The following is a 23,805-nucleotide window of genomic DNA, read 5'->3' as shown; positions in this document are numbered from 1 at the left end:
CCAACACGCACATGGCAGCTCTTTTTCGGCGGCATTTCTCCGGGCGCCGTTCGGTGCGCATTCCGCCGGGGGTCCGTGGCGTTGCCGGGGCAAGAACGGCGATCTTTCCGCCCGGAGGAAGCCCGCGCGATGTTGCGTGTCGCCGCACCGCACGCGTCGTTGACCGCCCGCACGGCCGCCGGATAGCGTACATATTCCGTATCACAGAAACCAATTCCGCTTTGTGGAAGGCTCCTCATGGGTACCACCACCGGGGTCGAGGTCACCGGCCCGCTGCACGACCGCTACGAGGAGATCCTCACCGAGGACGCGCTCGCGCTCATCGCCGGCCTGCACCGCCGGTTCGAGGGGCGCCGCCAGGAGCTGCTGGCGGCCCGCCGCCGGCGCCAGGCCGAGATCGCCGCGGGCGCCGACCTGGACTTCCTGCCCGAGACCCGCCACATCCGCGCGGACCCCGACTGGCGGGTGGCCCCACCGGCGCCCGGCATCACCGACCGCCGCGTCGAGATCACCGGCCCCACCGACCGGAAGATGACCGTCAACGCCCTCAACTCGGGCGCCAAGGTGTGGCTGGCCGACTTCGAGGACGCCAACACCCCGTTGTGGGAGAACATGATCGGCGGCCAGCTCAACCTGCGTGACGCGCTGGACCGCACCATCGACTTCACCACCCCCGAGGGCAAGAGCTACGCGCTCCGCGACGACGCCGAGCTCGCCACCATCGTCGTGCGCCCGCGCGGCTGGCACCTCGACGAGAAGCACATCCTCGTGGACGGCCAGCGGACCGCCGGCGGGATCGTGGACTTCGCCCTGTACCTGTTCCACTGCGCGCACCGCCAGCTCGCCAAGGGCAAGGGGCCCTACTTCTACCTCCCCAAGCTGGAGAGCCACCTGGAGGCCCGGCTCTGGAACGACGTCTTCCTGCACGCCCAGGAGGCGCTCGGCATCCCCCGCGGCACCGTCCGCGCCACCGTGCTGATCGAGACGATCCCGGCCGCGTTCGAGATGGAGGAGATCCTCTACGAGCTCCGGGAGCACTCCGCCGGCCTCAACGCCGGCCGCTGGGACTACCTGTTCAGCATCATCAAGACGCACCGCACCCGCGGCCGCGCGTTCCTGCTGCCCGAACGCAACGCGGTCACCATGACCCAGCCGTTCATGCGCGCCTACACCGAACTGCTCGTCGCCACCTGCCACCGGCGCGGCGCGCACGCGATCGGCGGGATGGCCGCGTTCATCCCCAGCCGCCGCGATCCCGAGGTGAACCGCACCGCCCTGGCGAAGGTCCGCGACGACAAGGCCCGGGAATCCGGTGACGGGTTCGACGGCTCGTGGGTGGCCCACCCCGACCTCGTCCCGGTCTGCCGGGAGATCTTCGACGAAGCGCTCGGCGACCGTCCGCACCAGATCGACCGGCTCCGCCCCGACGTCGACGTCAAGGCCGCCGACCTGCTCGCCGTGGACAGCGCCGCAGGCGGCGTCACCGAAGCCGGGCTGCGCAACAACGTCAGCGTCGCCATCCAGTACCTGGCGGCCTGGCTCGGCGGCAACGGAGCCGTGGCGATCTTCAACCTCATGGAGGACGCCGCCACCGCTGAGATCTCCCGGTCCCAGGTCTGGCAGTGGCTGCACACCGGAGTGACCCTGGAGGAGGGCACCCGGGTCACCCGGGACCTCCTGGAGCGTGTCATCGCCGAGGAACTGGACCGGATCCGCGGCTCGGCCGGCGCGGCCGTCGACGGCGAACGCCTCGACCGCGCGGTTCGGCTCTTCACCGAGGTCGCGCTCGCCGACGACTACGTCGACTTCCTGACGCTGCCGGCCTACGAACGCATGCCCTGACCGGCGGCCCGCACCGAATCCGCGTCCGAAGGGGGCGAACCCGATGCCCGTTCCGGCCGACCCGCAGGCGCTGGTGCCGCGGCTGCGCGCCATCTGCGGCGACGCAGGGGTGCTCACCGACCCCGCCCAGCGCCGCACCTACGAGAGCGACGGGCTGACCTACCACGCCGCGCTGCCCGGCGTGGTGGTGCTCCCCACGACCACCGCGCAGGTCGCCGCGGTCGTCCGGCTGTGCGCGGAAGAGGGCGTCCCCTTCGTGCCGCGGGGCTCGGGCACCGGGCTGTCCGCCGGGGCGCTGCCGCGCCCCGACGGCGTGCTGATCGTGACGTCGCGGATGCGCCGCATCCTGGAGGTCGACGTGGCGGCGCGATGCGCCGTGGTACAGCCCGGCGTGGTAAATCTCGACGTCACCCGCGCCGCGGCCCCGCACGGCTACTACTACGCCCCTGACCCCTCCAGCCAGCAGGTGTGCTCGGTGGGCGGCAACGTCGCCGAGAACTCCGGCGGCGCGCACTGCCTGAAGTACGGGTTCACCGTCAACCACGTACTCGGGCTGGAGATCGTCACCCCGGCCGGCGAGGTGGTCCGCCTCGGCGGCAAGACGGCGGAGGCGCCCGGCTACGACCTGATCGGCGCGTTCGTCGGCTCGGAGGGCACGCTGGGCATCGCCACCGAGATCACCGTCCGGCTGCTGCGGGCCCCCGAGCGGGTGCGCACCCTGCTGGCCGCGTTCCCCACGATGGACGCCGGCGGCCGGGCCGTCTCGGCGATCATCGGCTCCGGGATCCTGCCCGCGGCGATCGAGATGATGGACGCGCTGGCGATCGAGGCGGCGGAGGCGGCGGTGGCGTGCGGGTACCCGAAGGGCGCCGGCGCCGTGCTCATCGTGGAACTCGACGGCCCGGCGGACGACGTGGACGCCCAGTTCGAGGCCGCCGCGGCGCGCTGCCGCGAGTCCGGTGCCACCGAACTGCGCGCCGCCACCGACGCCGCCGAGCGCGCCCGGATCTGGAAGGGGCGCAAGTCGGCGTTCGCCGCGGTCGGCCGGATCAGCCCCTCCTACATCGTCCAGGACGGGGTGGTGCCACGGGCGGCGCTGCCGGAGGTGCTGCGCCGTATCGCCGCGCTGTCCGCCGAGTCGGGGATCCGGGTGGCCAACGTGTTCCACGCCGGCGACGGCAACCTGCACCCGCTCGTGCTGTTCGACGACACCGAGCCCGGCGCCGCGGAGCGGGCCGCCGACGTGTCCGGGGCGATCCTCGGCCTCTGCGTCGAACACGGCGGCTCCATCACCGGCGAGCACGGGGTGGGAGTGGACAAGGCGTGCCACATGCCGGACATGTTCGCCCCCGACGACCTGGCCACCATGGACCTGTTCCGGCGGGCGTTCGACCCGGCGGGCATCGCCAACCCCGAGAAGCTGCTGCCGACGCCGCGGCTGTGCGGCGAGCCGCCGGGCCCGCGCACCGGCGTGCACCCACTGGTGGCGTCCGGCGAGGCCGAACTGTTCTGACGTGCGAGCACGGCCCGGCCGCGCGGACCGGGCCACGGAGGCGGCATGGGAGAGACGGCAGGAGCACACGGGTCGATCCCCCGGGGCGGCACGGCCGCGGCCGGAGCGGCCCTGGCCGCGGCGGCGCCCGGCCGTGCGGAGGTCCGGGCGGGGTCGGCCGCGGACGCGGTGGGCGGCGTGCGGCCGGGGTACGTGGCCGAGCCGGGCGACGCGGCGGCCGCGGCCGCCGTGCTGAGGGCCGCCGCCGAGCACGGGCTCGCCGTGGTGCCGCGCGGGAACGGCACCAAGATCGACTGGGGGAACCCGCCGCGCCGCTGCGACCTGGTCCTGGCGACCACCGCGCTGACCGAAATCGAGCACGCGGTCGGCGACCTCGTCGTGCGGGTCGGCGCCGGGGTGGGGACGGCCGAACTGCAGGCCACGCTGGAGAGCGCCGGCCAGCGGCTCTCGGTGGACACCGTGGTGCCCGGCTCCACGGTCGGCGGGATGATCGCCACCGGGTTGTCCGGGCCGCGCCGGATCCTGCACGGCCCGCTCCGCGACCTCGTGATCGGCATGACGGTGCTGCGCGCCGACGGTGTCGCCGCGCGGTCCGGCGGCGCGGTCGTGAAGAACGTGGCGGGCTACGACCTCGCCAAGCTGCACACCGGCGCCTACGGCACGCTCGGCGTGATCACCTCCGTCACCTTCCGGCTGCACCCGGTGCCGCCCGCCCTGCGGCTGCTGCGCGCCACCGTGCCGGACCCCGGCGCCCTGCGCGACGCGGCCGCGGCCGTACTGCACTCCCCCACCGTCCCCTCGGCCGTGGAGCTGGACTGGCCCGCCGACGGCGAGCCCGAACTCGCGGTCCTGCTGGAGGGCACCGCGGCCGGCCTCGCCGCCCGCGGTGCCGCGGTGGCCGCCGTACTGCCGGAGCCGCCGCGCGCCGCCGACGCCCTGCCGGCCGGGTGGGGTGCCCTCCCCGGAGCCCCCGGCGACACCCTCGTCCGGCTGGTGGCGCCGGTCCCCGAGGCGGTGCGCGTCGCCGGCACGGTGCGCGAGACCGGCCGGGCGCGCGGCGTACCGGTGGCCGTGCGCGGCTCGCTGGGGGCCGGGGTGCTGCACGCCGCCCTGCCCGGCGACGCCGCGCCGGAGGCGGTGGCGGCCGTCGTCGCGGGGGCGCGCGCCGCGCTCGACGGGACGCCGGGCGGCTCCGTGACGGTTCCGCACGCCGCCGCCCCGGTGCGGGCCGCCGGGCTGGACCTGTGGGGCGCGGTGCCCGGTGCGGCGCTGATGCGCGCGATCAAGGACCGGTTCGACCCCGATCACCGGCTGTCCCCCGGACGACTCATGGAGGGGATCTGACTCATGCCCGAGACCACCCCGGACCCGCGACCGCCCGCCGGCGGTGCCCACGACGGCGGCCGGCCCGCGACGTTCGACGACCTGCTGTCGGACTGCGTGCACTGCGGCTTCTGCCTGCCGACCTGCCCCACCTACGTGCTGTGGGGCGAGGAGATGGACTCCCCGCGCGGCCGGATCCACCTCATGGGACAGTCCCGGCGCGACGGCGTGCTCACGGAGACCGCCGTGCGGCACTTCGACAACTGCCTGGGCTGCCTCGCCTGCGTCTCGTCCTGCCCGTCGGGGGTGCGCTACGACGCGCTGATCGAGACCACCCGGGCCGACGTCGAGCGCGAGCACGCGCGTGGGGCGGGCGAGCGGCTGCTCCGCGCCGCGATCTTCGCGCTCTTCCCGTACCGGGATCGGCTGCGGCTGCTCCGCGGGCCGCTGCGCGGCTACCAGGCGAGCGGGCTGTCCGGGCTGCTGCGCCGCACCGGCCTGCTGGACCGGCTGGCCCCGTCGCTGGCCGCCATGGAACGGCTGGCCCCGGCGCCACGGCCGGCGCCACGGCTGCCGGAGCGGGTCACGGCGCGCGGCCGGCGCCGCGCCGTGGTCGGCATGCTCACGGGCTGCGTCCAGGCCGCGTTCTTCCCGCAGGTCAACACGGCCACCGCGCGGGTACTGGCCGGCGACGGCTGCGACGTGGTGATCCCCCGCCGCCAGGGGTGCTGCGGGGCGCTGTCGGCGCACGCCGGCCGCGCGCAGGAGGCGGCACGGTTCGCGCGGGCGACCATCACGGCCTTCGAGCGGGCCGGTGTGGACACGATCGTGGTCAACTCGGCGGGCTGCGGCAGCACCATGAAGCACTACGCCGAGGTGCTCGCCAACGCGCCCGGCGGCGACGGCTGGGCGCGCCGGGCCGAGCGGCTCGCCGCCCGGGTGCGCGACGTCACCGAGTTCCTGGCCGACCTCGGCCCGGCGGCCGAACGGCACCCGCTGCCCGTGCGCGCCGCCTACCACGACGCCTGCCACCTCTCGCACGGGCAGGGCGTGCGCGAGCAGCCGCGCGCGCTGCTGCGCGCCGTGCCCGGGCTGGACCTCGTCGACGTGCCGAATCCGGACATCTGCTGCGGCTCGGCCGGCATCTACAACCTGCTGCAGCCCGGCCCCGCCCGCGACCTGGGCCGGAGTAAGGGCGCCGATGTGCGCGCGACCGGCGCGCGGCTGCTGGTCGCCGGCAATCCCGGGTGTGCCATGCAGATCGCCGCCGCGATGCGCGATGAGGCGGCGACCGCCGGGGATCCGGTCCCCATCAGCACCGTGCACACCGTGCAGGTGCTGGACGCCTCGATCCGCGGCCTGCCTCCGGCGCACCTGCTCGGCGCGTGACGGTGGCCGGCCCCGGGGGCTACTCGACGAATCCGATGGCGGAGTAGTCGAGGCTGCCGAATCCGGCCGCGCCGAGGTTGGCGACGTCACGGCGGACCGCCACCAGCTCCGGGCGCTGGTAGAGCGGGAGCGTGTGGCCGGCCTCCCACAGCAGGCGGTCGGCCTCGTTCGCGTGCATGAGCGCTTCGGCGGGGTCCAGCGTGCCGATCGCGTCGGCCAGGGCGGCGTCGATCTCCGGCGAGCCGATGCGCCCGACGTTGGTCCGCCACTCGGGGTCGCCGTCGGCATCGGGAACGGCGTCGGACCATTGCTGCATCGACTGCGACACGGGGAAGCCGCCGCCGATGTTGACGAACGACACCAGGTCGTAGTTGCCGGGGACCACGTACCCGCTGAACAGCTCGTCGCCGGGCACGGCCTCGATCTGCACCTGCACGCCGATGTCGCCGAGCATGGCCTGCACGAGTTCGGCCTCGTTCTGCCCCGGCTGGAAGCCCTGGGGCACGACGTAGCGGAGGGTGAGCGGGGCGCCGTCGCGGGTCCGCACCTCGCCGGGGCCGTCGCTGGTCCACCCGGCGCCCTCCAGCAGTTCGGCGGCGCGCTGCGGGTCATGGCGGCCCCACGGGCCGCTGTTGTCGGCGTAGCCGTCCTGGCCGGGCAGCAGGAGGTGGTTGTTCGGCACGGTCGGCGGCCAGCCGATTGCGCTGAACGCGGACTCGGCGACGGCGGTGCGGTCGATACCGAGGAACACGGCGTGCCGGACGGCGACGTCGGACAGCGCCGGGCTCTCGCCGTTGAGGGTGAGGTGCCGGTAATCGGGTGCGAGGGCGGCGCGCACCTCGCCGTCGGGGGCGGAGCGGGCGCGCTCGTAGGATCCGGCGTCCACCGGCAGCGCGTAGACGTCGATGCCGCCGTCCTGGAACGCGCTGTCCAGCGCGTCGGTGCCCATGGCGCGGTAGATGATCCGGTCCAGCCGGGCCGGTTCGCCCCACCAGTCGTCGTCGCGGGCCAGGGTGACGGTGCGCGCCGTGCGGTCGGTCTCCGCCGGCTCGAACGGGCCCGCGGTGACCGGGATGTCGTTGAGGTAGCCGGTATTGAAGCGCTCGGCGCTCTCGGTGTAGGCGGCCGGCAGCAGGGGGTTGAACAGCGACGCGTAGTCGGCGAAGGGGCGCTCGAAGGAGATGACGACCTCGTGGTCGTCGGCGCCGCGAGTGACGCCGGAGATCTGCTGGTAGCCCACCGCGCTGTTGATCTGGTACTCGGGGTCGCGCCCGGACAGCGCCTCGGCCATCTGTGCGTAGTCCCGCCACGTGATGGCGGTGCCGTCGGACCACCGGGCCCGGGGGTTCAGCCGGAGCGTGACGGTCTGGCGGGGCTCGGTCTCCACCGTGACGTCCTCGACGTAGTCCGGATCGGGCTGCGGCCGGGCCTGGTCGTCGAGGTCGAACGGGGTCGGCAGCAGCGCCTCCACAACGGTGCTGACGGTGCCCACGGTGCCGTTGGCGTGGTGGGGGTTCCACTGCGCCGGGAGGTCGCTGATGCCCCACCGGAGCGTGCCGCCGTCGGCGAGTTCGGAGCGGTCGGCCGGGTTGGTGTCCGACGGCGGAAGCTGGGGGGCGGCCACGTCCGCCGGGTCACCGGGGCCGGCCTGGCACGCGGTAAGTGCGGCGACGAGCACCACGCCCACGGCTCCGGCGAGAGTCCGACGCACGTATCGCACCCGTACCTGTCCCCCAATGCCGCACACCACCGGCGGACCCGCGCGCAGGGCGCGGTTCCGGCGGTGGCGCTGCCACGAGGGTAACTCCCCGTGACCAACCGACCTAAATGCACTTATCGAACAATTAGGAAATACTACTGTGTGGGGGTCGTCGTCCAGCGATCGTTTCGCGGACTTCATCGGCTTTTCACGCGGACCGGGGTCCGTGCGGCCGGGATCAGCCCGTGCGCACCCGCGGATCCAGCAGGTACCGCGCCACGTCGGCCACAAGCGAGGCGGCGATCACGCAGAGTGCACTGACCGAGCACACCGCCGCCACCGCATTGACGTCCCCCCGGACGACCGACGTCATCAGCAACTCCCCCACGCCGTGCCAGCCGAACACCGACTCGGTGATGACGGCCCCCGTGACCAGCGCCGCCGCGGTGTACCCGGCGTAGGTGACGGCGGGTACCAGCGCGGTGCGCAGCGCGTGCCGCCGCACCGCGGTCCGCCACGGCAGGCCCTTGGCCCGCGCGGTGCGCACGTATCCGGCCGAGGTCTCGTCCGCGATGAGCCCTCGCTGGTACCGGCTCAGCACCGCCGTGAACGGCAGCGCCACCGTCACCGTGGGCAGCACCAGATGCTGCACGCGGTTCACCAGCCCGTCCCAGAAACCGGAGGCGGCCCCCGGCGTGAACTCGCCCGTGGTGCGCAGCAGGTCCACTCCGGCCGCCTGGTTCAGCCACACCGCCCCGGTCTGCAGGCACACCGCGATCACCACGGTGGGAACGGAGACCACGACGACCGCCCCGGCGGCGGTCAGCCGGTCCGCCGTCCCGTGCCGCCGGCCGCCCGTCCACGCCCCCAGCAGGACCCCGGCCACCGCACCGGTCACCGCCCCGAGGGCGAGCAGCCGCACACTCACCCCGAGCCGGCGCGCCATCTCGTCGTTCACCGACCGGCCGTCCCACGTGCGGCCGAGGTCGCCGCGCAGCACGCCACCGGCCCAGGTGGCATAGCGTTCGGCCAGCGGGACGCGGTCGTCGAGGTTGTACTCGGCCAGCAATGCGTCGATCACGTGGTCGGGCGGTGGCGGACGCTGCCCCTCGTAGTTCTCGCGCGCGTCGAGCGTGGCGGCGGCGAGCAGATAGCAGCAGCTCGCGGAGACCACCAGGAGCAGCGTGTACCCCAGCAGCCTGTTCAGCAGGAAACGCCACACCGTGCCCGCCCGCCGCGCGGTCACTCGGCCAGGTGGACGTCACCCTCGGCGACGATGACCGCGGGGCCGCGCAGGCGGGCCGTACCGGCCTCCAGCGTGACGACGCACTCGCCGCCGGGGACCCGCACCCGCCACACATCGGAGCCCGGTGCGCCCGGCGTCGCCGCCGCGGCGGCCGCGGCGGCCACGATCCCCGTGCCGCACGAGCGGGTCTCCCCCGACCCCCGCTCGTACACCCGCATCTCCAGCGTCCCCGGCTCCAGTACCCGGTAGACCTCGACGTTGCCCCCTTCCGGGAACTCCGCCGCGTCCAGCTCCGGCTGCGCGCTCAGATCCACCTCGGCCACCGGCCCGGGCACCGCGCACGCCAGATGCGGGTTGCCGACCGAGACCCGGGCACCGCGCACCGGGCCGCCCGCCAGGACCGCGCCGCCCTCGCCGAGCAGCCGGACCGGCCCCATGTCCACGGTGATCTCGCCGTCGTCCTCGATGGTGACCCGCCGCACGCCCGCCCGGGTGCCGATCTCGAACACGTCGCCGGCCACCAGCCCGGCCCGCACCAGGTACCGGGCGAACACCCGCACGCCGTTGCCGCACATCTCGGCGATGCTGCCGTCGGCGTTGCGGTAGTCCATGAACCACTCGCACGCCTCCACGGCGGCCGAGTCCGCGCTCAGCCGCTCCCCCAGCGCCTTGGTGCGCACCACGCGGAGCACTCCGTCGCCGCCGACGCCGGCTCGGCGGTCGCACAGCGCGGCGATCTGGGCCGGAGTGAGGTCCAGCGCACCGTCGGGATCCGGCAGGATCACGAAGTCGTTCTCGGTGCCGTGGCCTTTGGCGAATCGCATGCCGATCATCCTACGGCCTGCCCAGGAGGACGATGCGGGACGAACAGGACAGCGCCCCGGCAGTACCGGCACGCTGCCAGACTGGAGAGGTGAGCACAGTGATCGCGGTCGTGGGAGCGACCGCAGCGGGCAAGTCCGACCTGGCCGTCGACCTCGCGCTCGCCCTCGGCGCGCGCGGCACCCCGGGGGAGATCGTCAACGCCGACTCCATGCAGCTCTACCGGGGCATGGACGTCGGCACGGCCAAGCTCACCCTGCCCGAGCGGCGGGGCGTGCCGCACCACCTGCTCGACATCTGGCCAGTGACCGCCACCGCCAACGCCGCCGAGTACCAGCGCCTGGCCCGCCTGCGGGTCGACGAACTGCGCGCCGAAGGCCGGGCGCCGATCCTCGTCGGCGGCTCCGGGCTGTACGTGCGGGCGGTCCTGGACGAACTCGACTTCCCCGGCACCGACCCCGAGACGCGCCGGCGGCTGGAGGAGGAGCTCGCCGAGCGCGGGCCGGCGGCCCTGCACGCCCGTCTGGCCGGGCTCGACCCCGCCGCCTCCGCCGCGATCCTGCCCAGCAACGGCCGGCGCATCGTCCGCGCCCTGGAGGTCATCGAACTGACCGGCCGCCCGTTCACCGCGACCCTCCCCGAGCACGTGTCCCGCTACCCGTGCGTGCAGATCGGCCTGTCGGTGCCGCGTCCGGAACTCGACGAGCGGATCGAACTGCGGGTACGGCGGATGTGGGCGGCCGGGCTGGTCGAGGAGGTCCGCGAGCTGGAGAAGGCCGGGCTGCGCGACGGCCGCACCGCCTCCCGCGCGCTCGGCTACGCCCAGGTGCTGCGCTTCCTGGCCGGCGAGTGCGACGAGGAGACCGCGCGCGCCGAGACCGTGCGAGCCACCCGAAAGTTCGCCCGCCGCCAGGAGTCCTGGTTCCGCCGCGACCCGCGCATCCACTGGCTCCCCTACGACGCTCCGGACCTGACCGAGCGGGCCCTGCGCCTGGTGGAGGCCCCGGACGCCGGCTAGCTTTGCCCCGACTTTGCGGGCGCCCGCGCGCCGTCGCCCGCACCGGCGGGCAGTGGTACCGGCATCGGCTGTCGCGTGAGGAGTTGCGATGTCCTTCACCAGCAGGTACCCGCCCGGCGCACCGGCGTGGTTCGACATGACGGTTCCCGACCTGCGCACCGCCGAGCGCTTCTACTCCGAACTGCTGGGGTGGGAGTTCGACCTCGGTCCCTACGCCCTGGCCGGCGTCGCCGGGCGCCGGGTGGCCGCGCTCACCGAGACCTGGAACGAGGAGACCGGCCCGCCCGACCGGCCCTGCTGGACCACCTACCTCGCCACCGACGACGTCGGCGCCACCCTGCACGACGCGACGGCGGCGGGCGGGACCGTCCTCACGCAGCGCCGCGACGTCCCCGGTTTCGGCAGCATGGCGGTCGTCCGGGAGCCCGCCGGGACGGTCGTCGCGCTGTGGGAGGGGGACGGGCTGACCGGCTCGGAGGGGTTCGGGATGCTCGGCGGGCACGTATGGGCCGAGGTGACCAGCCCGGACACCGAGGTGACCGCGGAGTTCCTGGTGCGGACGTTCGGGTACCGGCCGGAGCGCTTTCCCGGCTTCGACTTCGTGACCCTCTACGTCGGCGGCACCGCGGTGTGCGGGGTCTACGGCGGCGCGGAACGCGTCAACGAGGGCCCCGGCGCCTGGCTGCCGTACTTCGCGGTGGCCAGCGCCGATGTCGCGGCGGACCGGGCGGCCCGTTCCGGCGGCCGGGTGCTGCGCGCCCCCGCGGACTCACCGTACGGCCGCTGGACGATGCTCGCCGACCCGTTCGGCGCGCACTTCGCCGCCTCCGAACCGGAGCCCCGGCCGCACTGATCCCGGACGGCCCGCTCCCCGGGCTCAGCGCCACAGCGCGACGAAGTAGCCCACCCCGTACGGCGCCTCGTAGGCGAGCCGCTCGGCGGCGAGCCCGGCGCCCTCCGCCGCCCCGGCCAGCGCCTGCCAGGCGGGGCGGCCCGCGGCCATGAGCTCCCGGGCCAGATCCGGGTCCAGGCCGGCCAGGGCCGCGACGTCGCCCGCCGCCAGAGCCGCGTCCACCGCGTCGTCGAAGCCGACCGCGCGGTCGTCGAACCGGCCGGGAGACCGCTCGGTGCGCCGGGCGCTGCCGTCTCCCATCACCAGAGCGGCCACCCGCGGCGCGGAGGCGGCCAGCTCCGCACCCGCCGCCCGGCATTCCCGCGGTCCCGCGTCAGCGGCGAGCTCCACGAACCCTGCGGGCTCGATCCCGTTGCGCTCGGCGAGCCAGCGCCCCACCGTCAGGGCGAGCGGGAGCACCGCCGGCCCCACACCCACCCGCAGGTCCACGCCGTACGGGGCGAGGCCGCCCGCGGCGTCGGCCGGGTGGCGCGCGGTCCGGCCGCCGGGGCCGACGACCACCAGGCGGTCCGGCGTGGCCGCGGCCAGGAGGCGTACGGCACGGTCGCAGGCGGCGCGCACCGGGTCCAGTTCGTGCGCGGCGGCTCCCGCGAGGTCCGGAACGAGCAGCGGGGGGTGCGGGCAGACGGCCGCAGCGATCAGCACAGGCCGAGGTTATCGGCTGCCTGGAGGTGCGCGATTCCGTGCGCGGGCCTCGGCGCGCCGGGGTGGCCGCGGCCGGATCCGGTCACGCTCCGCGCTTGCGCACCGGCCATCGCGAACCTAGCGTCGACCGTATGACTGGAAATGCTTTTTCGGTCATACAGTCAGGCCATTCGGCACGGACAGGACGGTGAGATGTGATGCAGCCCGATACGGCGGCCACGGTGGACCGGGCCGAACGTGACCGCGGCGGGGACGGGAGGGCGGACCGGATCCTGGACGCCGCGGGCGAGCTGCTGACCACTCTTGGGTACCGGCGCGTCACCATCGAGGACGTGGCGCGGCGTGCCGACGTGGGCAAGGGAACGGTCTACCTGCACTGGAAGACCAAGGACGCCCTGTTCCTCAGCGTGCTGCTGCGCGCGAAGGGGCGGGCGATCGGCGCCCAGGGCCGGCGGATGACCGCCGATCCCGCGGAGGTGCTGCTCAGCCGGATGGCCCGGGCGATGTACCTGGACTTCACCGACGACCCGGTCGTCCGTGTCGGCTACTTCGGGGACGCCGAGACGCTCGGCCGGCTCTCCCGGACCGCGCTCGGCGGCTTCGAGGAGCTCCGCGCGGAGGCGAGCCGGGTCAGTGTCGAGCACCTGCGACTGCTCCGGGAGCACGGGCTGGTCACCACCGATCTCGACCTGGAGACCCAGCTCTACGCCTTCCACGCGACCATGACCGGTTTCTTCCTGCTCCCCACGTTCGGGGCCCCCTTCGTCCCGAAGCAGGCCGAAGCACAGGCCGACACGCTGGAGCACACGGTCCGCACCGCTTTCGAGACCACCCCCGACCCCGGCGGCCTCGCCGCGGCGGCCTCCGAGGCCGCCGCCCTCTACCAGCGCCTGGAGGAGCGGTACCTGGCGGAACTGCACCGCCACTTCCGGGCCTGACGGGACACCATCCGGTACTCATTCACTGGAGACACGGTCATGACGGCCAGCGGCAACATCTTCACCACCCACGTCGGCGAGCACCCGGGGGAGCCGAACATCGCCGACCCCGAGTTCATCGCCGACCCCTTCACGGGCTACGGCCGCCTCCGCGAGCAGGCGCCCGTGCTGCGGGCCCGCTACCTGGACGGCGGACCGGTCTGGCTGGTCACCCGGCTCGACGACGTCCGTACCGTGCTCGGCGACGCCCGCTTTGTCAACAACCCGCCGGCGGCGGAGGACGCCGCCGCCAGCCGGCAGAAGCTCATCGAGCAGATTGGGCTGGCGGAGGAGCTGAGGCCCTACGTAATGGGCACCCTGCTGGATTACGACGGCGCCGACCACGTCCGGCTCCGCAAACTCGTCTCGCGCACGTTCACCGTCCGGCGGGTGAACGAGCTGCGCCCGCAGGTGGAGCGGATCACCGAAAACCTGCTGGACCGGCTCCCGGAACGGGCCGAGGACGGCGTCGTCGACCTCGTCGAAGAGTTCGGCTACCCGCTGCCCATCACCGTCATCTGCGAGCTGGTCGGCATCCCCGAGGGCGACCGGCCGCAGTGGCGCGAGTGGGGCCGCGGCATGGTCTCGGGAGACCCCTCGCGGTTCGGCTCAGTCGTCCGCGCCATCGTCGACTACATCGCTGACCTGATCGAGCTGCGCCGCGCCGCGCCGCGCGAGGACCTGCTGACCGGCCTGATCCGCACCCACGACGAGGACGGGGACCGGCTCTCCGACACCGAGATGATCGCCATGGTCCTCACCCTGGTCCTCGCCGGGCACGAGACCACCGCCCACCTGATCTCCAACGGCACCGCCGCGCTGCTCACGCACCCCGACCAGGCGGAACTGCTGCGGTCCGATCCCTCGCTGCTGCCCGGCGCCGTGCACGAGTTGATGCGCTGGTGCGGCCCGGTGCACGGCACCCGGCTGCGTTACGCGACGCGGGAGGTGGAACTCGGCGGTGTGACGATCCGGCCGGGCGAGGCCGTGCAGCCGATCCTGGTGTCGGCCAACCACGATCCGCGGCACACCTCCGAGCCCGAGCGGCTGGACGTCACCCGGCGGCCGGCCGGCCGCGGGGAGAGCCACGTCGGGTTCGGCCACGGCCTGCACTACTGCCTGGGCGCGGCCCTGGCCCGCCAGGAGGGCGAGGTGGCGTTCGGCGCGCTGCTGCGGCGGTACCCGGACCTGCGGCTGGCGGTACCCGCCCACCGGCTGGAGCGGGTCCCCCTCCCCTTGAACTGGCGGCTGGCCCGGCTTCCGGTCCGGCTGGAGGGGTGAGGCGGCCTCGCGACGTCCGGCCGCGGGCGGCACACCGCCCGCGGCCGGACGCTCCGTAGGAGTCTCAGCTTTCGCAGCAGCCGCCCGCCGGGGCGGGGTCGGGCGCGGGGGCGCCGACGCGGGGCATGCCGAGCAGCACGCCTGCGGGGGCCGGCTGCGCGGAGGGGTGGCCGTTGCGCGCCGCCCAGGCGTCCCCGGCGCGGGTGCGGCGGGACCGCAGCACACCGGAGTCGGCGACCAGGTGGTGCGGGGCGGCGTAGGTGATCTCCACGGTGGCCATGTCGCCGGGCCGCAGCCCGGTGGCGAGGTCGCCCTGGTCCCCGTCCACCGCGAAGTGCACCAGCCGGTTGTCCGGAGCCCGTCCGGAGAGCCGGCGCCGCTCGCCGTCCTTGCGCCCCTCGCCCTCGGCCACGAGCAGCTCCACTCGGCGGCCGACGAGCGCCTGGTTCTCCTCCCAGGCGATCGCGTCCTGCAGGTCAAGCAGCCGCTGGTACCGCTCCTGGACGACCTCCTTGGGCAGCTGCCCCCCCATCTCGGCGGCCGGGGTGCCGGGACGGCGGGAGTACTGGAACGTGTACGCCTGGGCGAACCGCGCCTCGCGCACCACGTTCAGGGTCTCCTCGAAGTCCTCCTCGGTCTCGCCGGGGAAGCCCACGATGATGTCGGTGGTGATGGCGGCCTCGGGGAGAGCGGCCCGCACCTTCTCCACGATGCCGAGGAACCGCTCCTGCCGGTAGGAGCGCCGCATGGCGCGCAGCACCCGGCTGGAGCCGGACTGCAGCGGCATGTGCAGGTGCGGCATGACGTTGGGGGTCTCGGCCATGGCCGCGATGACGTCGTCGGTGAAGTCGCGCGGGTGCGGGGAGGTGAAGCGGACCCGCTCCAGGCCGTCGATCTCGCCGCAGGCGCGCAGCAGCTTGGAGAACGCCTGACGGTCGCCGAACTCCGAGCCGTAGGCGTTGACGTTCTGACCGAGCAGGGTGACCTCGACGGCCCCTTCGGCGACGACGGCGCGCACCTCGGCCAGGATGTCGCCGGGGCGGCGGTCCTTCTCCTTGCCGCGCAACGCCGGAACGATGCAGAACGTGCAGGTGTTGTTGCAGCCCACCGAGATCGACACCCAGGCGGCGTAGGCGGACTCGCGGCGGGTCGGCAGGGTCGAGGGGAAGGTCTCCAGCGCCTCGCGGATCTCGACCTGCGCCTCGCGCTGCACCCGGGCCCGCTCCAGCAGCGCGGGCAGCGAGCCGATGTTGTGGGTGCCGAAGACGACGTCCACCCACGGCGCGCGGCGCACGATCTCACCACGGTCCTTCTGGGCGAGACAGCCGCCGACGGCGATCTGCATGCCCGGGTGGGCGTCCTTCACCGGGCGCAGGTGCCCGAGGTTGCCGTAGAGGCGGTTGTCCGCGTTCTCGCGCACCGCACACGTGTTGAAAACGACGACGTCCGGCGTGGCGTCCTCGGCTGCGCGCTCGTATCCAGCGTCCTCCAGCAGACCGGACAGGCGCTCGGAGTCGTGGACGTTCATCTGGCAGCCGTAGGTCCGCACTCGGTAGGTACGACTCTGGCTCACCGCTCCAGGCTAGTCGCTGCCGACCCCCGGCCCGACCGCTCCGGTGCCGGCACGTCGGACACCCGACGGATCGTCTACCTTACGTTCTGCAGGACGTTTTCACCAAAGCGGCCACCTAACCTCCAAACTTCATAACGTTTGTACAGATTGCGGCGTAACAAGTCTGCTACTTGCCTCCCAAACCGCCTCTTCACGGGTGACAACCGGACGTGACGGGAGCTAGGTTCCGCAGTCATGACCGCAACTCCTCTCGTTGTGCTGGAGAACGTCAACAAACACTTCGGCGAACTCCACGTACTCCAGGACATCAACCTCTCCGTGCACCGCGGCGAGGTCGTCGTCCTCATCGGACCGTCCGGTTCCGGCAAGTCGACGCTGTGCCGCACCATCAACCGGCTGGAGACCATCGACTCCGGGACGATCTCGATCGACGGACAGCCGCTCCCGGCCGAAGGGCGCGGTCTGGCCCGGCTCCGCAGCGACGTCGGCATGGTGTTCCAGTCGTTCAACCTGTTCGCCCACAAGACGGTGCTGCAGAACGTCACCCTGGGCCCGACCAAGGTGCGCAAGACGCCCAAGGACGCCGCCGACAAGCGCGCGCTGGAACTGCTGGACCGGGTGGGGATCGCCAACCAGGCGCACAAGTACCCCGCCCAGCTCTCCGGCGGCCAGCAGCAGCGCGTGGCCATCGCCCGCGCGCTCGCCATGGACCCCAAGGTGATCATGTTCGACGAGCCGACCTCGGCGCTGGACCCGGAAATGGTCCAGGAGGTCCTCGACGTCATGGTCAACCTGGCCAAGGACGGCATGACCATGGTCGTGGTCACCCACGAGATGGGCTTCGCGCGCCGCGCCGCCAACCGGGTCGTCTTCATGGCCAACGGCCAGATCGTCGAGGAGAACACCCCCGACGAGTTCTTCGGCAGCCCCCGAACCGATCGGGCCAAGGACTTCCTGTCCAAGATCCTCACCCACTGAGTCCCCGAAACCGCCCGCCCCGGCGCCACTCCCCACCCCGTTTCCCCAAGCCAGGTCCGTCCCCCACCAGGTGGGACCCCAAGAGAATGAGGTTTCGACCATGCGCGTAGGCCGTATCGCAACAGTCGCGTCCGCGGCGGCGGCGATGACCATGGCCCTCTCGTCCTGCGGCCTGTTCGCCGGAAACGGCGGCGGCGAGGCCCAGTCGGTCGTGCAGAAGGCCGAGGAAGAGGGCACCCTGACCATCGGCATCAAGTTCGACCAGCCGGGACTCGGCCTGCGGGAGCCCGACGGCTCCTACACCGGCTTCGACGTCGACGTGGCCCGGTACGTCGCCCAGCAGCTGGGCGTGTCCGAGGACAACATCGAATTCGTGGAGACCACCTCCCAGAACCGGGAGACCTTCCTGGAGCAGGGCCAGGTCGACCTCGTCCTCGCCAGCTACAGCATCACCGAGGAGCGCCAGGAGCGCGTCTCCTTCGGCGGCCCCTACTACGTCGCCCAGCAGGACATCCTGGTGCGCGACGGTGAGGACGAGATCCAGTCGGTCGAGGACCTCGAAGGCCGCACCCTGTGCTCGGCCAGCGGTTCCCGTTCGGCGTTCAACGTCACCGAGACCATGGAGATCGACGCCCAGCTCCGCGAGGCCGGCAGCTACTCCGAGTGCCTGGAGCTGCTGTCCGGTGGCGGCGTGGACGCCGTCACCACCGACGACACGATCCTCGCCGGTTACGCCGCCCAGCAGCCGGGTGAGTTCCAGATCGTCGGCGACAAGTTCTCCGAGGAGCGCTACGGGGTCGGCATGCCGCTCGGCGACACCGAGACCTGCGAGGCGGTCAACGCCGCCATCGCCGCGATGTACGAGGACGGCGAGGCCGAGACCCTGCTGGAGAACAACTTCGGAGAGGCGAACTTCGAGTACGCCACCGAGCTGCCCGAAGCGGAGCCCTGCGCCTGATCACGGGCATCCGCCCTGTCCGAATCTGCGACACCGCGGGTGCCGGCGGTCAGCCGTCGGCACCCGCCTGAGCGGTTGGAACAATGAACGTAGTCCTAGAGAATCTGGGGCCGATCGGTGAGGCGTTCTGGTCGACCGTGCTGCTGAGCGTGGCCAGCGGCATCGGGGCGCTGCTCCTCGGCACGGTCCTGGCCGGCATGCGCGTCTCGCCGGTCCCGGTGCTGCGAGCATCCGGCACGTTGTACGTCAACACGATGCGCAACACGCCCCTCACCCTCGTCCTGCTCTTCTGCGGCCTGGGACTGGGCAACACGCTCGGTCTGAAGTTCTCCGACACCGTGACGGTGAACAGCTACTGGCTGGCCGTGGTGGGCCTGTCCGCCTACACCGCGTCCTTCGTCTGCGAGTCGCTGCGCGCCGGTATCAACACGGTTCCCATGGGCCAGGCCGAGGCCGCCCGCTCGATCGGCCTGACCTTCGGGCAGACCCTCACCAGCATCATCCTGCCGCAGGCGTTCCGCAGCGTCGTCGGCCCGCTGGGCAGTGTGTTCATCGCGCTGATCAAGAACACCACCATCGCCTCGCTGATCGGCGTGGCGGAGGCGGCGGCCAGCATGCGCACGCTGATCGAGTTCAACGGCAACGCCGTCATCCCGATCTTCCTCGGCTTCGCGCTCGGCTTCATGGTGTTGACCCTGCCCACCGGCTTCTTCTTCGGCTGGCTGTCCAAGCGGCTGGCGGTGGCGCGATGACCAGCGGAACGGATGTCATGAACGACGAGTCGACCACGAACGGTCGAGCCGCCAAGCGCCCGCGGCGCGCGGGCAGGGCGAGCGTGCTCTACGACGCCCCCGGCCCCCAGGCGCGGCTGCGCTACAACGTCTACACGTTCCTCACCATCCTGGTGCTGCTGCTGGTCGCCTGGTTCGTGTTCGTCCGCATGGGCGAGCGCGGGCAGTGGGAGGCCGACAAGTGGCTGCCGTTCCTCACGCCGGAGCTGTGGACCACCTACGTGCTGCCCGGTCTCGGCGGCACGCTCGGCGCCGCGGCCGTGGCGGCGGTGCTCGCGCTGGCGTTCGGCATGGTGTTCGGCATCGCGCGGCTCTCCGACCACGCGTGGGTCCGAATCCCGGCCGCGGTGGTGGTGGAGTTCTTCCGGGCGATCCCGCTGCTCATCATGATCTTCTTCCTGATGCGCGGCTCGTGGGCGCTGTTCGGCACCTCCATCAGCACGTTCTGGGCGGTCGTGCTCGGCCTGATGTTCTACAACGGCTCGGTGCTCGCCGAGATCGTGCGGGCCGGCATCCTGTCGATCCCCAAGGGCCAGTCCGAGGCGGCCTTCTCTATCGGCCTGCGCAAGGGCGCGGTGACCCGGCTGATCCTGCTGCCGCAGGCGATCTCCGCCATGCTCCCGGCGATCATCGCCCAGCTCGTGGTGCTGCTCAAGGACACCGCGCTCGGTTACGTCATCGGTTACTCCGACCTGCTCAACCAGTGGCGCAACCTCAGCTCGGCGTACATCAACCTCATCCCGGCCGCCATCGTGATCGCGCTGATCTACATCGCGATCAACGTCGCGCTCGGCTACCTCGCCACCTGGCTGGAGCGGCGCAACCAGCGCAGCGTCAAGACCCAGGCGGCGGCCGTGACGGGACCGGCGGAGGTGGGCGTGTCCGCCGCCGCGCCCCCGGCCGACGGCGGACCGGCCGACGGGACCGGGACCCCGAGAGCCTGACCCCGCCGCGGCGCCCGTGACCGGTCTCGGCAACGGGCGCCGCGGGGGAACCGCGCGGAACGGGTGTGGCCGCCTCCGGTGGGAGGCGGCCACACCCGTTCCGGCGTCCGGCGGCCGGACTCAGGCCGCCGGGCTCCCGGCCTCCGCCGGGCATGGCGCCGGTCCGACGTGCACCGCGAGGCCGGTGCGGCCGGGCTCGTGCTCCGGCCGCAACGTCAGGTCGGCGTCGTAGTCCCCGCCGTTCTGCGGGCGGAACGGAATCGGGTCGGTGTCCGGAAGGGCGAGCAGCCGCTCGCGCAGCTCGGCCGCGGCGGCCGCGTACTCCGTCTCCGAGAGCCGGTCGGCGCCGGAGACCAGGACCGGCGGGACCACCGACATCCCGGTGTAGAAGAACGTCCCGTGCTGCAGCGGGAAGAGCAGGTCCGCCAGCTCCCCGTTGACTCCGCGCGGGCCGTAGGCGGCCGCGGTCCCGCCCACGGTCACCACCACCATGGCGCGCTTGCCGGCCAGCCGCCCCTCTCCGTAGCGCAGGGTGCGCCGGCCGCCGGGGCCGTGTTCGGCGACGCCGTAGGCCAGGCCCTTGACGAAGACCCGGTCGAACCAGCCCTTGAGGATGGCCGGCATCCCGAACCACCAGAGCGGGAACTGCACGACCACCGTGTCCGCCCAGGCGAGCTTGGCGTGCTCGGCCCGGATATCGGCGCTCAGGCCCCCGGACGCGTACGCCCCTTCGGAGGCGGCGGCGACCAGCAGCCGCTCGCCGGGGTCGTGGCCGAAATCGGCGGCGTCGACCACCGGGTTCCAGCCCATGGCGTACAGGTCGGACTCCCGGACCTCGTGGCCGTGCGCCCGGAGCGCGCGCAGCCCCTCGTCGCGCAGGGCGGCGCTCAGTGAGCGCCGCTCCGGGTGGGCGAAGATCCACAGCACCTTCACGCGATGTCCCTCCTCGGTCGGCGGGCCCGGCTAGGGCCGGGGCCCTGGCGTGCACCGAGATCATGCGCCCGCGCGGCCGGCCCGCACGAGTGGCCCGATGGCCAACATGTGCAAGAATCAGGCCATGACCGGCAGCACCGCCATGCCCGGCGCCTTTACGCACCCCGGCCGCCACCGCGTCGCCGTCCTCGTCCGGAACGGCCTGCTCACCATGGAGTTCGGGATCGTGCACCGGCTGTTCGGCCAGGCCAGGTCCGCCGACGGCACCCCGCTGTACGAGGTCGTCACCTGTACGACGGAGCCCGGCGCGCTGCGCACCGACGCCGACGTCACCCTGCACGTCGCGCACGGCCCGGAGCCGCTGGCCGAGGCGAACACCGTCATCGTCCCGGCCTCCGACGAGGACTACGATCCCCGCTGCGGAGCCCTCAGCGCGCCGCTGGCGGCCGCGTTCACCCTGATCCGGCCAGGGACCCGGATCGCCTCGATCTGCACCGGCTCGTTCGTTCTGGCGGCCGCGGGGCTGCTGGACGGCCGCCGCGCCACCACCCACTGGCGCTCCGCCGAGCAGTTCCGCCGGATGTACCCGCGGGTCGACCTCGACCCGGACGTGCTCTACACCGACGAGGACGGCGTGCTCACCGCGGCCGGCGTCGCCTCCGGCATCGACCTCTGCCTGCACATGATCCGCTCCGACCACGGCGCGGCCGTCGCCAACGAGGTCGCCCGCGGCACCGTCGTCTCCCCGCACCGCGACGGCGGCCAGGCCCAGTTCATCCGGCGCCCCGTCCCCGAACCCGGCATCTCCTCGACCGGCCGGGCCCGCGCGTGGGCGCTCCGGCACCTCGACCGGCCGATCAGCCTGCGCGAACTCGCCGAACAGGAGTCGATGAGCGTGCGCACCTTCACCCGCCGGTTCCGCGACGAGGTCGGCGTCTCCCCCGGCCGCTGGCTCGCCCTCCAGCGGGTCGAACGCGCCCGGCAGCTCCTGGAGGAGACCGACCTGCCGGTCGACCGGATCGCGCTCGACTCCGGTTTCGGCACCGCGGCCTCCCTCCGCCAGCACCTGCAGGCCGTCCTCGGGGTGCCGCCGAGCACCTACCGCGCGACGTTCCGTGGCTCGGCGCCACGGCCGGCGGTGCCGGAGCGCGCGGCCGAGCCGTGCGGGGGCGTTCCGGTCAGCGCGCCGTCTCGGTAGCGCGCGACTCGCGCACCACCGTCACGCGGATCTGGCCCGGGTAGGTGAGCTCCTCCTCCACCCGCTTGGCGATGTCCCGTGCGATCACCTGCGCCTGGACGTCGTCGACCTCCTCGGGCTTCACCATGACCCGCACCTCCCGGCCCGCCTGCATGGCGAACACCTTCCGCACGCCCTCGTTGGCCATGGCGATCTCCTCCAGGCGCTGCAGCCGCTCCACGTACGCCTCCAGCGACTCGCGGCGGGCGCCGGGACGGCCACCGCTGATGGCGTCGGCCGCCTGGGTCAGCACGGCCTCGACCGTGCGGACCTCGACCTCGTTGTGGTGCGCCTCGATGGCATGCACCACGTCCTCGGACTCCCCGTACCGGCGGGCGATCTCCGCGCCGATCAGCGCGTGGCTGCCCTCGATCTCATGGGTGAGCGCCTTGCCGATGTCGTGCAACAGTGCGCACCGCTTCATCAGCTGCCGGTCCATGCCGAGCTCGCTCGCCATCATGCCGGCCAGGTGCGCCGACTCCACGAGGTGCTTCAGCACGTTCTGCCCGTAGGAGGTGCGGTAGCGCAGCTGGCCGAGCAGGGTGACGAGTTCGGGGTGCATGTCGGTGAGGCCGACGTCCACGAGCGCGTCCTCGCCGGCGCGCACGCACAGCTGATCCACCTCGGCGCGGCTCGCCTCGTACACCTCCTCGATCCGGTGCGGATGGATGCGGCCGTCCAGGACCAGCTTCTCCAGCGTGAGCCGGGCCACCTCGCGGCGCACCGGATCGAAACAGGACAGCAGCACCGCCTCGGGGGTGTCGTCGATGATCAGGTTCACCCCGGTCACCGTCTCGAAGGCCCGGATGTTGCGGCCCTCCCGGCCGATGATCCGGCCCTTCATGTCGTCACCGGGCAGGTGCACGACCGAGACCACCGACTCGGTCGTCTGCTCGGTGGCCAGCCGCTGGATGGCCAGGGTGATGATCTTGCGGGCGCGCGCCTCGCCGTTCTTCCGGGCGTCCTTCTCGATGTCGCGGACCAGCAGCGCCGCCTCGCGCTTGGCCTGGTTCTGGACCGCCGCCACCAGTTCCGCCCTGGCCTCCTCGGCGGTCATCGCGGCGGTGGCCTCCAGGACGGCCCGCCGCTGGTCCTCCTGGTGGGACAGGTCCCGTTCGCGCTCGTCCAGCGCGGCCGCGCGCTCCTCCGCGCGCCGCTGCACGTCGGCGAGGTGGCGGCTCTCGCCGTCCAGCCGCCGTTCCCGCTCGGCCAGCCGCTCCTCGCGGCGTTCCAGTTCCGCGAGCCGTTCGGCCAGCCGGCCGTGGGCGGCGGCCTGCGCGGCCTCGGCCTCGGCCTGCCGACGCGCCAGCCGTTCCTCGGCCTCACGCGTCCGCCGGCCGGCCTGTTCCTCGGCCGCGGCGCGGATCTGGTCGGCCTGGCGGCGGGCGTCGGCCAGCTCCCGCTCGATGGCGGCGGCCCGCCGCTCGCGCGCGGCCCCGGACGCCCTCAGAAAACCGAGGACGGCGACCGCGCCCACTCCCAGGACGACCAGACCGCCGACGATCAGCAGGGTGGTCGTCCCGTCCATGGCCCTACCCCCAACCGTGCCCGCGTCCCTGGGCCACTCCGCGCACACGTGGTCGCCCCCGGTCGCCGTGGTCAACGCCTCCGTGGCCGGGAACGGATGACCCGCCTCCGTGGCCGGGAACGGACGACCCGCCTCCGCGACCGGGAACGGACGGCAGAGGACCCGCCGGCACCGGGATCGGCACGGCCGTGCGAC

Annotated in this window: 20 protein-coding genes; 13 read left to right on the top strand and 7 right to left on the bottom strand. The window is 73.2% G+C overall.

Annotated features, from left to right (window positions below; all coding sequences use genetic code 11):
* Positions 1–237: 237 nt before the first annotated feature.
* From aceB to ACFQRF_RS17860, 4 genes are read left to right on the top strand one after another with little or no spacing between them, the layout of a single operon-like run.
* Positions 238–1,842 carry a malate synthase A gene (gene aceB / locus ACFQRF_RS17875; RefSeq protein WP_379872248.1) on the top strand — a complete coding sequence of 535 codons (1,605 nt, stop codon included), beginning with the start codon at positions 238–240 and terminating at the stop codon, positions 1,840–1,842.
* A 43-nt stretch (positions 1,843–1,885) separates the two neighbouring features.
* Positions 1,886–3,355, top strand: coding sequence for an FAD-linked oxidase C-terminal domain-containing protein (locus tag ACFQRF_RS17870; RefSeq protein ID WP_379872247.1), 1,470 nt, complete (start codon positions 1,886–1,888; stop codon positions 3,353–3,355).
* A gap of 45 nt (positions 3,356–3,400) precedes the next feature.
* A complete protein-coding gene (locus ACFQRF_RS17865; protein WP_379872246.1) occupies positions 3,401–4,699 on the top strand; it encodes an FAD-binding oxidoreductase in 1,299 nt (432 codons plus the stop codon).
* Positions 4,700–4,702: 3 nt separating this feature from the next.
* Positions 4,703–6,067: a (Fe-S)-binding protein gene (locus ACFQRF_RS17860; protein ID WP_379872245.1), complete on the top strand. Its 1,365-nt coding sequence runs from the start codon at positions 4,703–4,705 to the stop codon at positions 6,065–6,067.
* Between the two features lie 19 nt (positions 6,068–6,086).
* Here the strand turns inward: ACFQRF_RS17860 and ACFQRF_RS17855 are convergent, their stop codons facing one another.
* The 3 genes from ACFQRF_RS17855 to dapF all read right to left on the bottom strand — a co-directional run bounded on the left by ACFQRF_RS17855 (position 6,087) and on the right by dapF (position 9,836).
* Positions 6,087–7,778: an ABC transporter family substrate-binding protein gene (locus ACFQRF_RS17855; RefSeq protein ID WP_379872244.1), complete on the bottom strand. Its 1,692-nt coding sequence runs from the start codon at positions 7,776–7,778 to the stop codon at positions 6,087–6,089.
* Positions 7,779–8,004: 226 nt separating this feature from the next.
* Positions 8,005–9,012: an ABC transporter permease gene (locus ACFQRF_RS17850; RefSeq protein WP_379872243.1), complete on the bottom strand. Its 1,008-nt coding sequence runs from the start codon at positions 9,010–9,012 to the stop codon at positions 8,005–8,007.
* Positions 9,009–9,836 carry a diaminopimelate epimerase gene (gene dapF / locus ACFQRF_RS17845; protein ID WP_379872242.1) on the bottom strand — a complete coding sequence of 276 codons (828 nt, stop codon included), beginning with the start codon at positions 9,834–9,836 and terminating at the stop codon, positions 9,009–9,011. Before dapF ends, ACFQRF_RS17850 begins: the two co-directional genes overlap by 4 nt.
* A gap of 98 nt (positions 9,837–9,934) precedes the next feature.
* On the opposite strand from dapF, the gene miaA reads away from it, so the two are divergent.
* Together miaA and ACFQRF_RS17835 are read left to right on the top strand one after the other, a co-directional pair.
* Positions 9,935–10,852, top strand: a complete 918-nt coding sequence (gene miaA, locus ACFQRF_RS17840) for a tRNA (adenosine(37)-N6)-dimethylallyltransferase MiaA (protein WP_379872389.1) — start codon at positions 9,935–9,937, stop codon at positions 10,850–10,852.
* A gap of 88 nt (positions 10,853–10,940) precedes the next feature.
* Positions 10,941–11,705 (top strand): VOC family protein, encoded by a 765-nt coding sequence (locus ACFQRF_RS17835; protein WP_379872241.1) that lies wholly within the window; start codon positions 10,941–10,943, stop codon positions 11,703–11,705.
* A 24-nt stretch (positions 11,706–11,729) separates the two neighbouring features.
* Here the strand turns inward: ACFQRF_RS17835 and ACFQRF_RS17830 are convergent, their stop codons facing one another.
* Positions 11,730–12,410, bottom strand: coding sequence for a class III extradiol ring-cleavage dioxygenase family protein (locus ACFQRF_RS17830; protein WP_379872240.1), 681 nt, complete (start codon positions 12,408–12,410; stop codon positions 11,730–11,732).
* A gap of 197 nt (positions 12,411–12,607) precedes the next feature.
* Between ACFQRF_RS17830 and ACFQRF_RS17825 the strand changes: the two genes are divergently transcribed.
* Both ACFQRF_RS17825 and ACFQRF_RS17820 read left to right on the top strand, forming a co-directional pair.
* Positions 12,608–13,348, top strand: a complete 741-nt coding sequence (locus ACFQRF_RS17825; RefSeq protein WP_379872388.1) for a TetR/AcrR family transcriptional regulator — start codon at positions 12,608–12,610, stop codon at positions 13,346–13,348.
* A gap of 39 nt (positions 13,349–13,387) precedes the next feature.
* Entirely contained in the window at positions 13,388–14,668 is a 1,281-nt protein-coding gene (locus tag ACFQRF_RS17820; protein WP_379872239.1) for a cytochrome P450 family protein, read from the top strand.
* Positions 14,669–14,732: 64 nt separating this feature from the next.
* On the opposite strand, the gene miaB is transcribed toward ACFQRF_RS17820, so the two are convergent.
* Positions 14,733–16,217, bottom strand: a complete 1,485-nt coding sequence (gene miaB / locus ACFQRF_RS17815; protein WP_379872387.1) for a tRNA (N6-isopentenyl adenosine(37)-C2)-methylthiotransferase MiaB — start codon at positions 16,215–16,217, stop codon at positions 14,733–14,735.
* Between the two features lie 258 nt (positions 16,218–16,475).
* Between miaB and ACFQRF_RS17810 the strand changes: the two genes are divergently transcribed.
* The 4 genes from ACFQRF_RS17810 to ACFQRF_RS17795 all read left to right on the top strand — a co-directional run bounded on the left by ACFQRF_RS17810 (position 16,476) and on the right by ACFQRF_RS17795 (position 19,912).
* Positions 16,476–17,219 (top strand): amino acid ABC transporter ATP-binding protein, encoded by a 744-nt coding sequence (locus ACFQRF_RS17810; RefSeq protein WP_379872238.1) that lies wholly within the window; start codon positions 16,476–16,478, stop codon positions 17,217–17,219.
* A 100-nt stretch (positions 17,220–17,319) separates the two neighbouring features.
* Positions 17,320–18,177: a glutamate ABC transporter substrate-binding protein gene (locus ACFQRF_RS17805; RefSeq protein ID WP_379872237.1), complete on the top strand. Its 858-nt coding sequence runs from the start codon at positions 17,320–17,322 to the stop codon at positions 18,175–18,177.
* A gap of 83 nt (positions 18,178–18,260) precedes the next feature.
* A complete protein-coding gene (locus tag ACFQRF_RS17800) occupies positions 18,261–18,929 on the top strand; it encodes an amino acid ABC transporter permease (protein WP_379872236.1) in 669 nt (222 codons plus the stop codon).
* Positions 18,926–19,912, top strand: a complete 987-nt coding sequence (locus tag ACFQRF_RS17795; RefSeq protein ID WP_379872235.1) for an amino acid ABC transporter permease — start codon at positions 18,926–18,928, stop codon at positions 19,910–19,912. Before ACFQRF_RS17800 ends, ACFQRF_RS17795 begins: the two co-directional genes overlap by 4 nt.
* Before the next feature lie 120 nt (positions 19,913–20,032).
* Here the strand turns inward: ACFQRF_RS17795 and ACFQRF_RS17790 are convergent, their stop codons facing one another.
* Positions 20,033–20,845: an NAD(P)H-dependent oxidoreductase gene (locus ACFQRF_RS17790; protein WP_379872234.1), complete on the bottom strand. Its 813-nt coding sequence runs from the start codon at positions 20,843–20,845 to the stop codon at positions 20,033–20,035.
* A 124-nt stretch (positions 20,846–20,969) separates the two neighbouring features.
* Here ACFQRF_RS17790 and ACFQRF_RS17785 point away from each other — a divergent pair, with 124 nt between their 5' ends.
* Positions 20,970–22,043, top strand: coding sequence for a GlxA family transcriptional regulator (locus tag ACFQRF_RS17785; RefSeq protein WP_379872233.1), 1,074 nt, complete (start codon positions 20,970–20,972; stop codon positions 22,041–22,043).
* Here the strand turns inward: ACFQRF_RS17785 and rny are convergent.
* Positions 22,024–23,610 carry a ribonuclease Y gene (gene rny / locus ACFQRF_RS17780; RefSeq protein ID WP_379872232.1) on the bottom strand — a complete coding sequence of 529 codons (1,587 nt, stop codon included), beginning with the start codon at positions 23,608–23,610 and terminating at the stop codon, positions 22,024–22,026. The two genes, ACFQRF_RS17785 and rny, sit on opposite strands and share 20 nt — an antisense overlap.
* Positions 23,611–23,805 lie beyond the last annotated feature (195 nt).

It is taken from the genome of Marinactinospora rubrisoli (genome assembly GCF_042664915.1).
In the GTDB taxonomy this organism is placed as follows: domain Bacteria; phylum Actinomycetota; class Actinomycetes; order Streptosporangiales; family Streptosporangiaceae; genus Marinitenerispora; species Marinitenerispora rubrisoli.
Note: the sequence above shows the minus strand (reverse complement) of the source record. Positions and strands in the feature narration are given on the sequence as shown.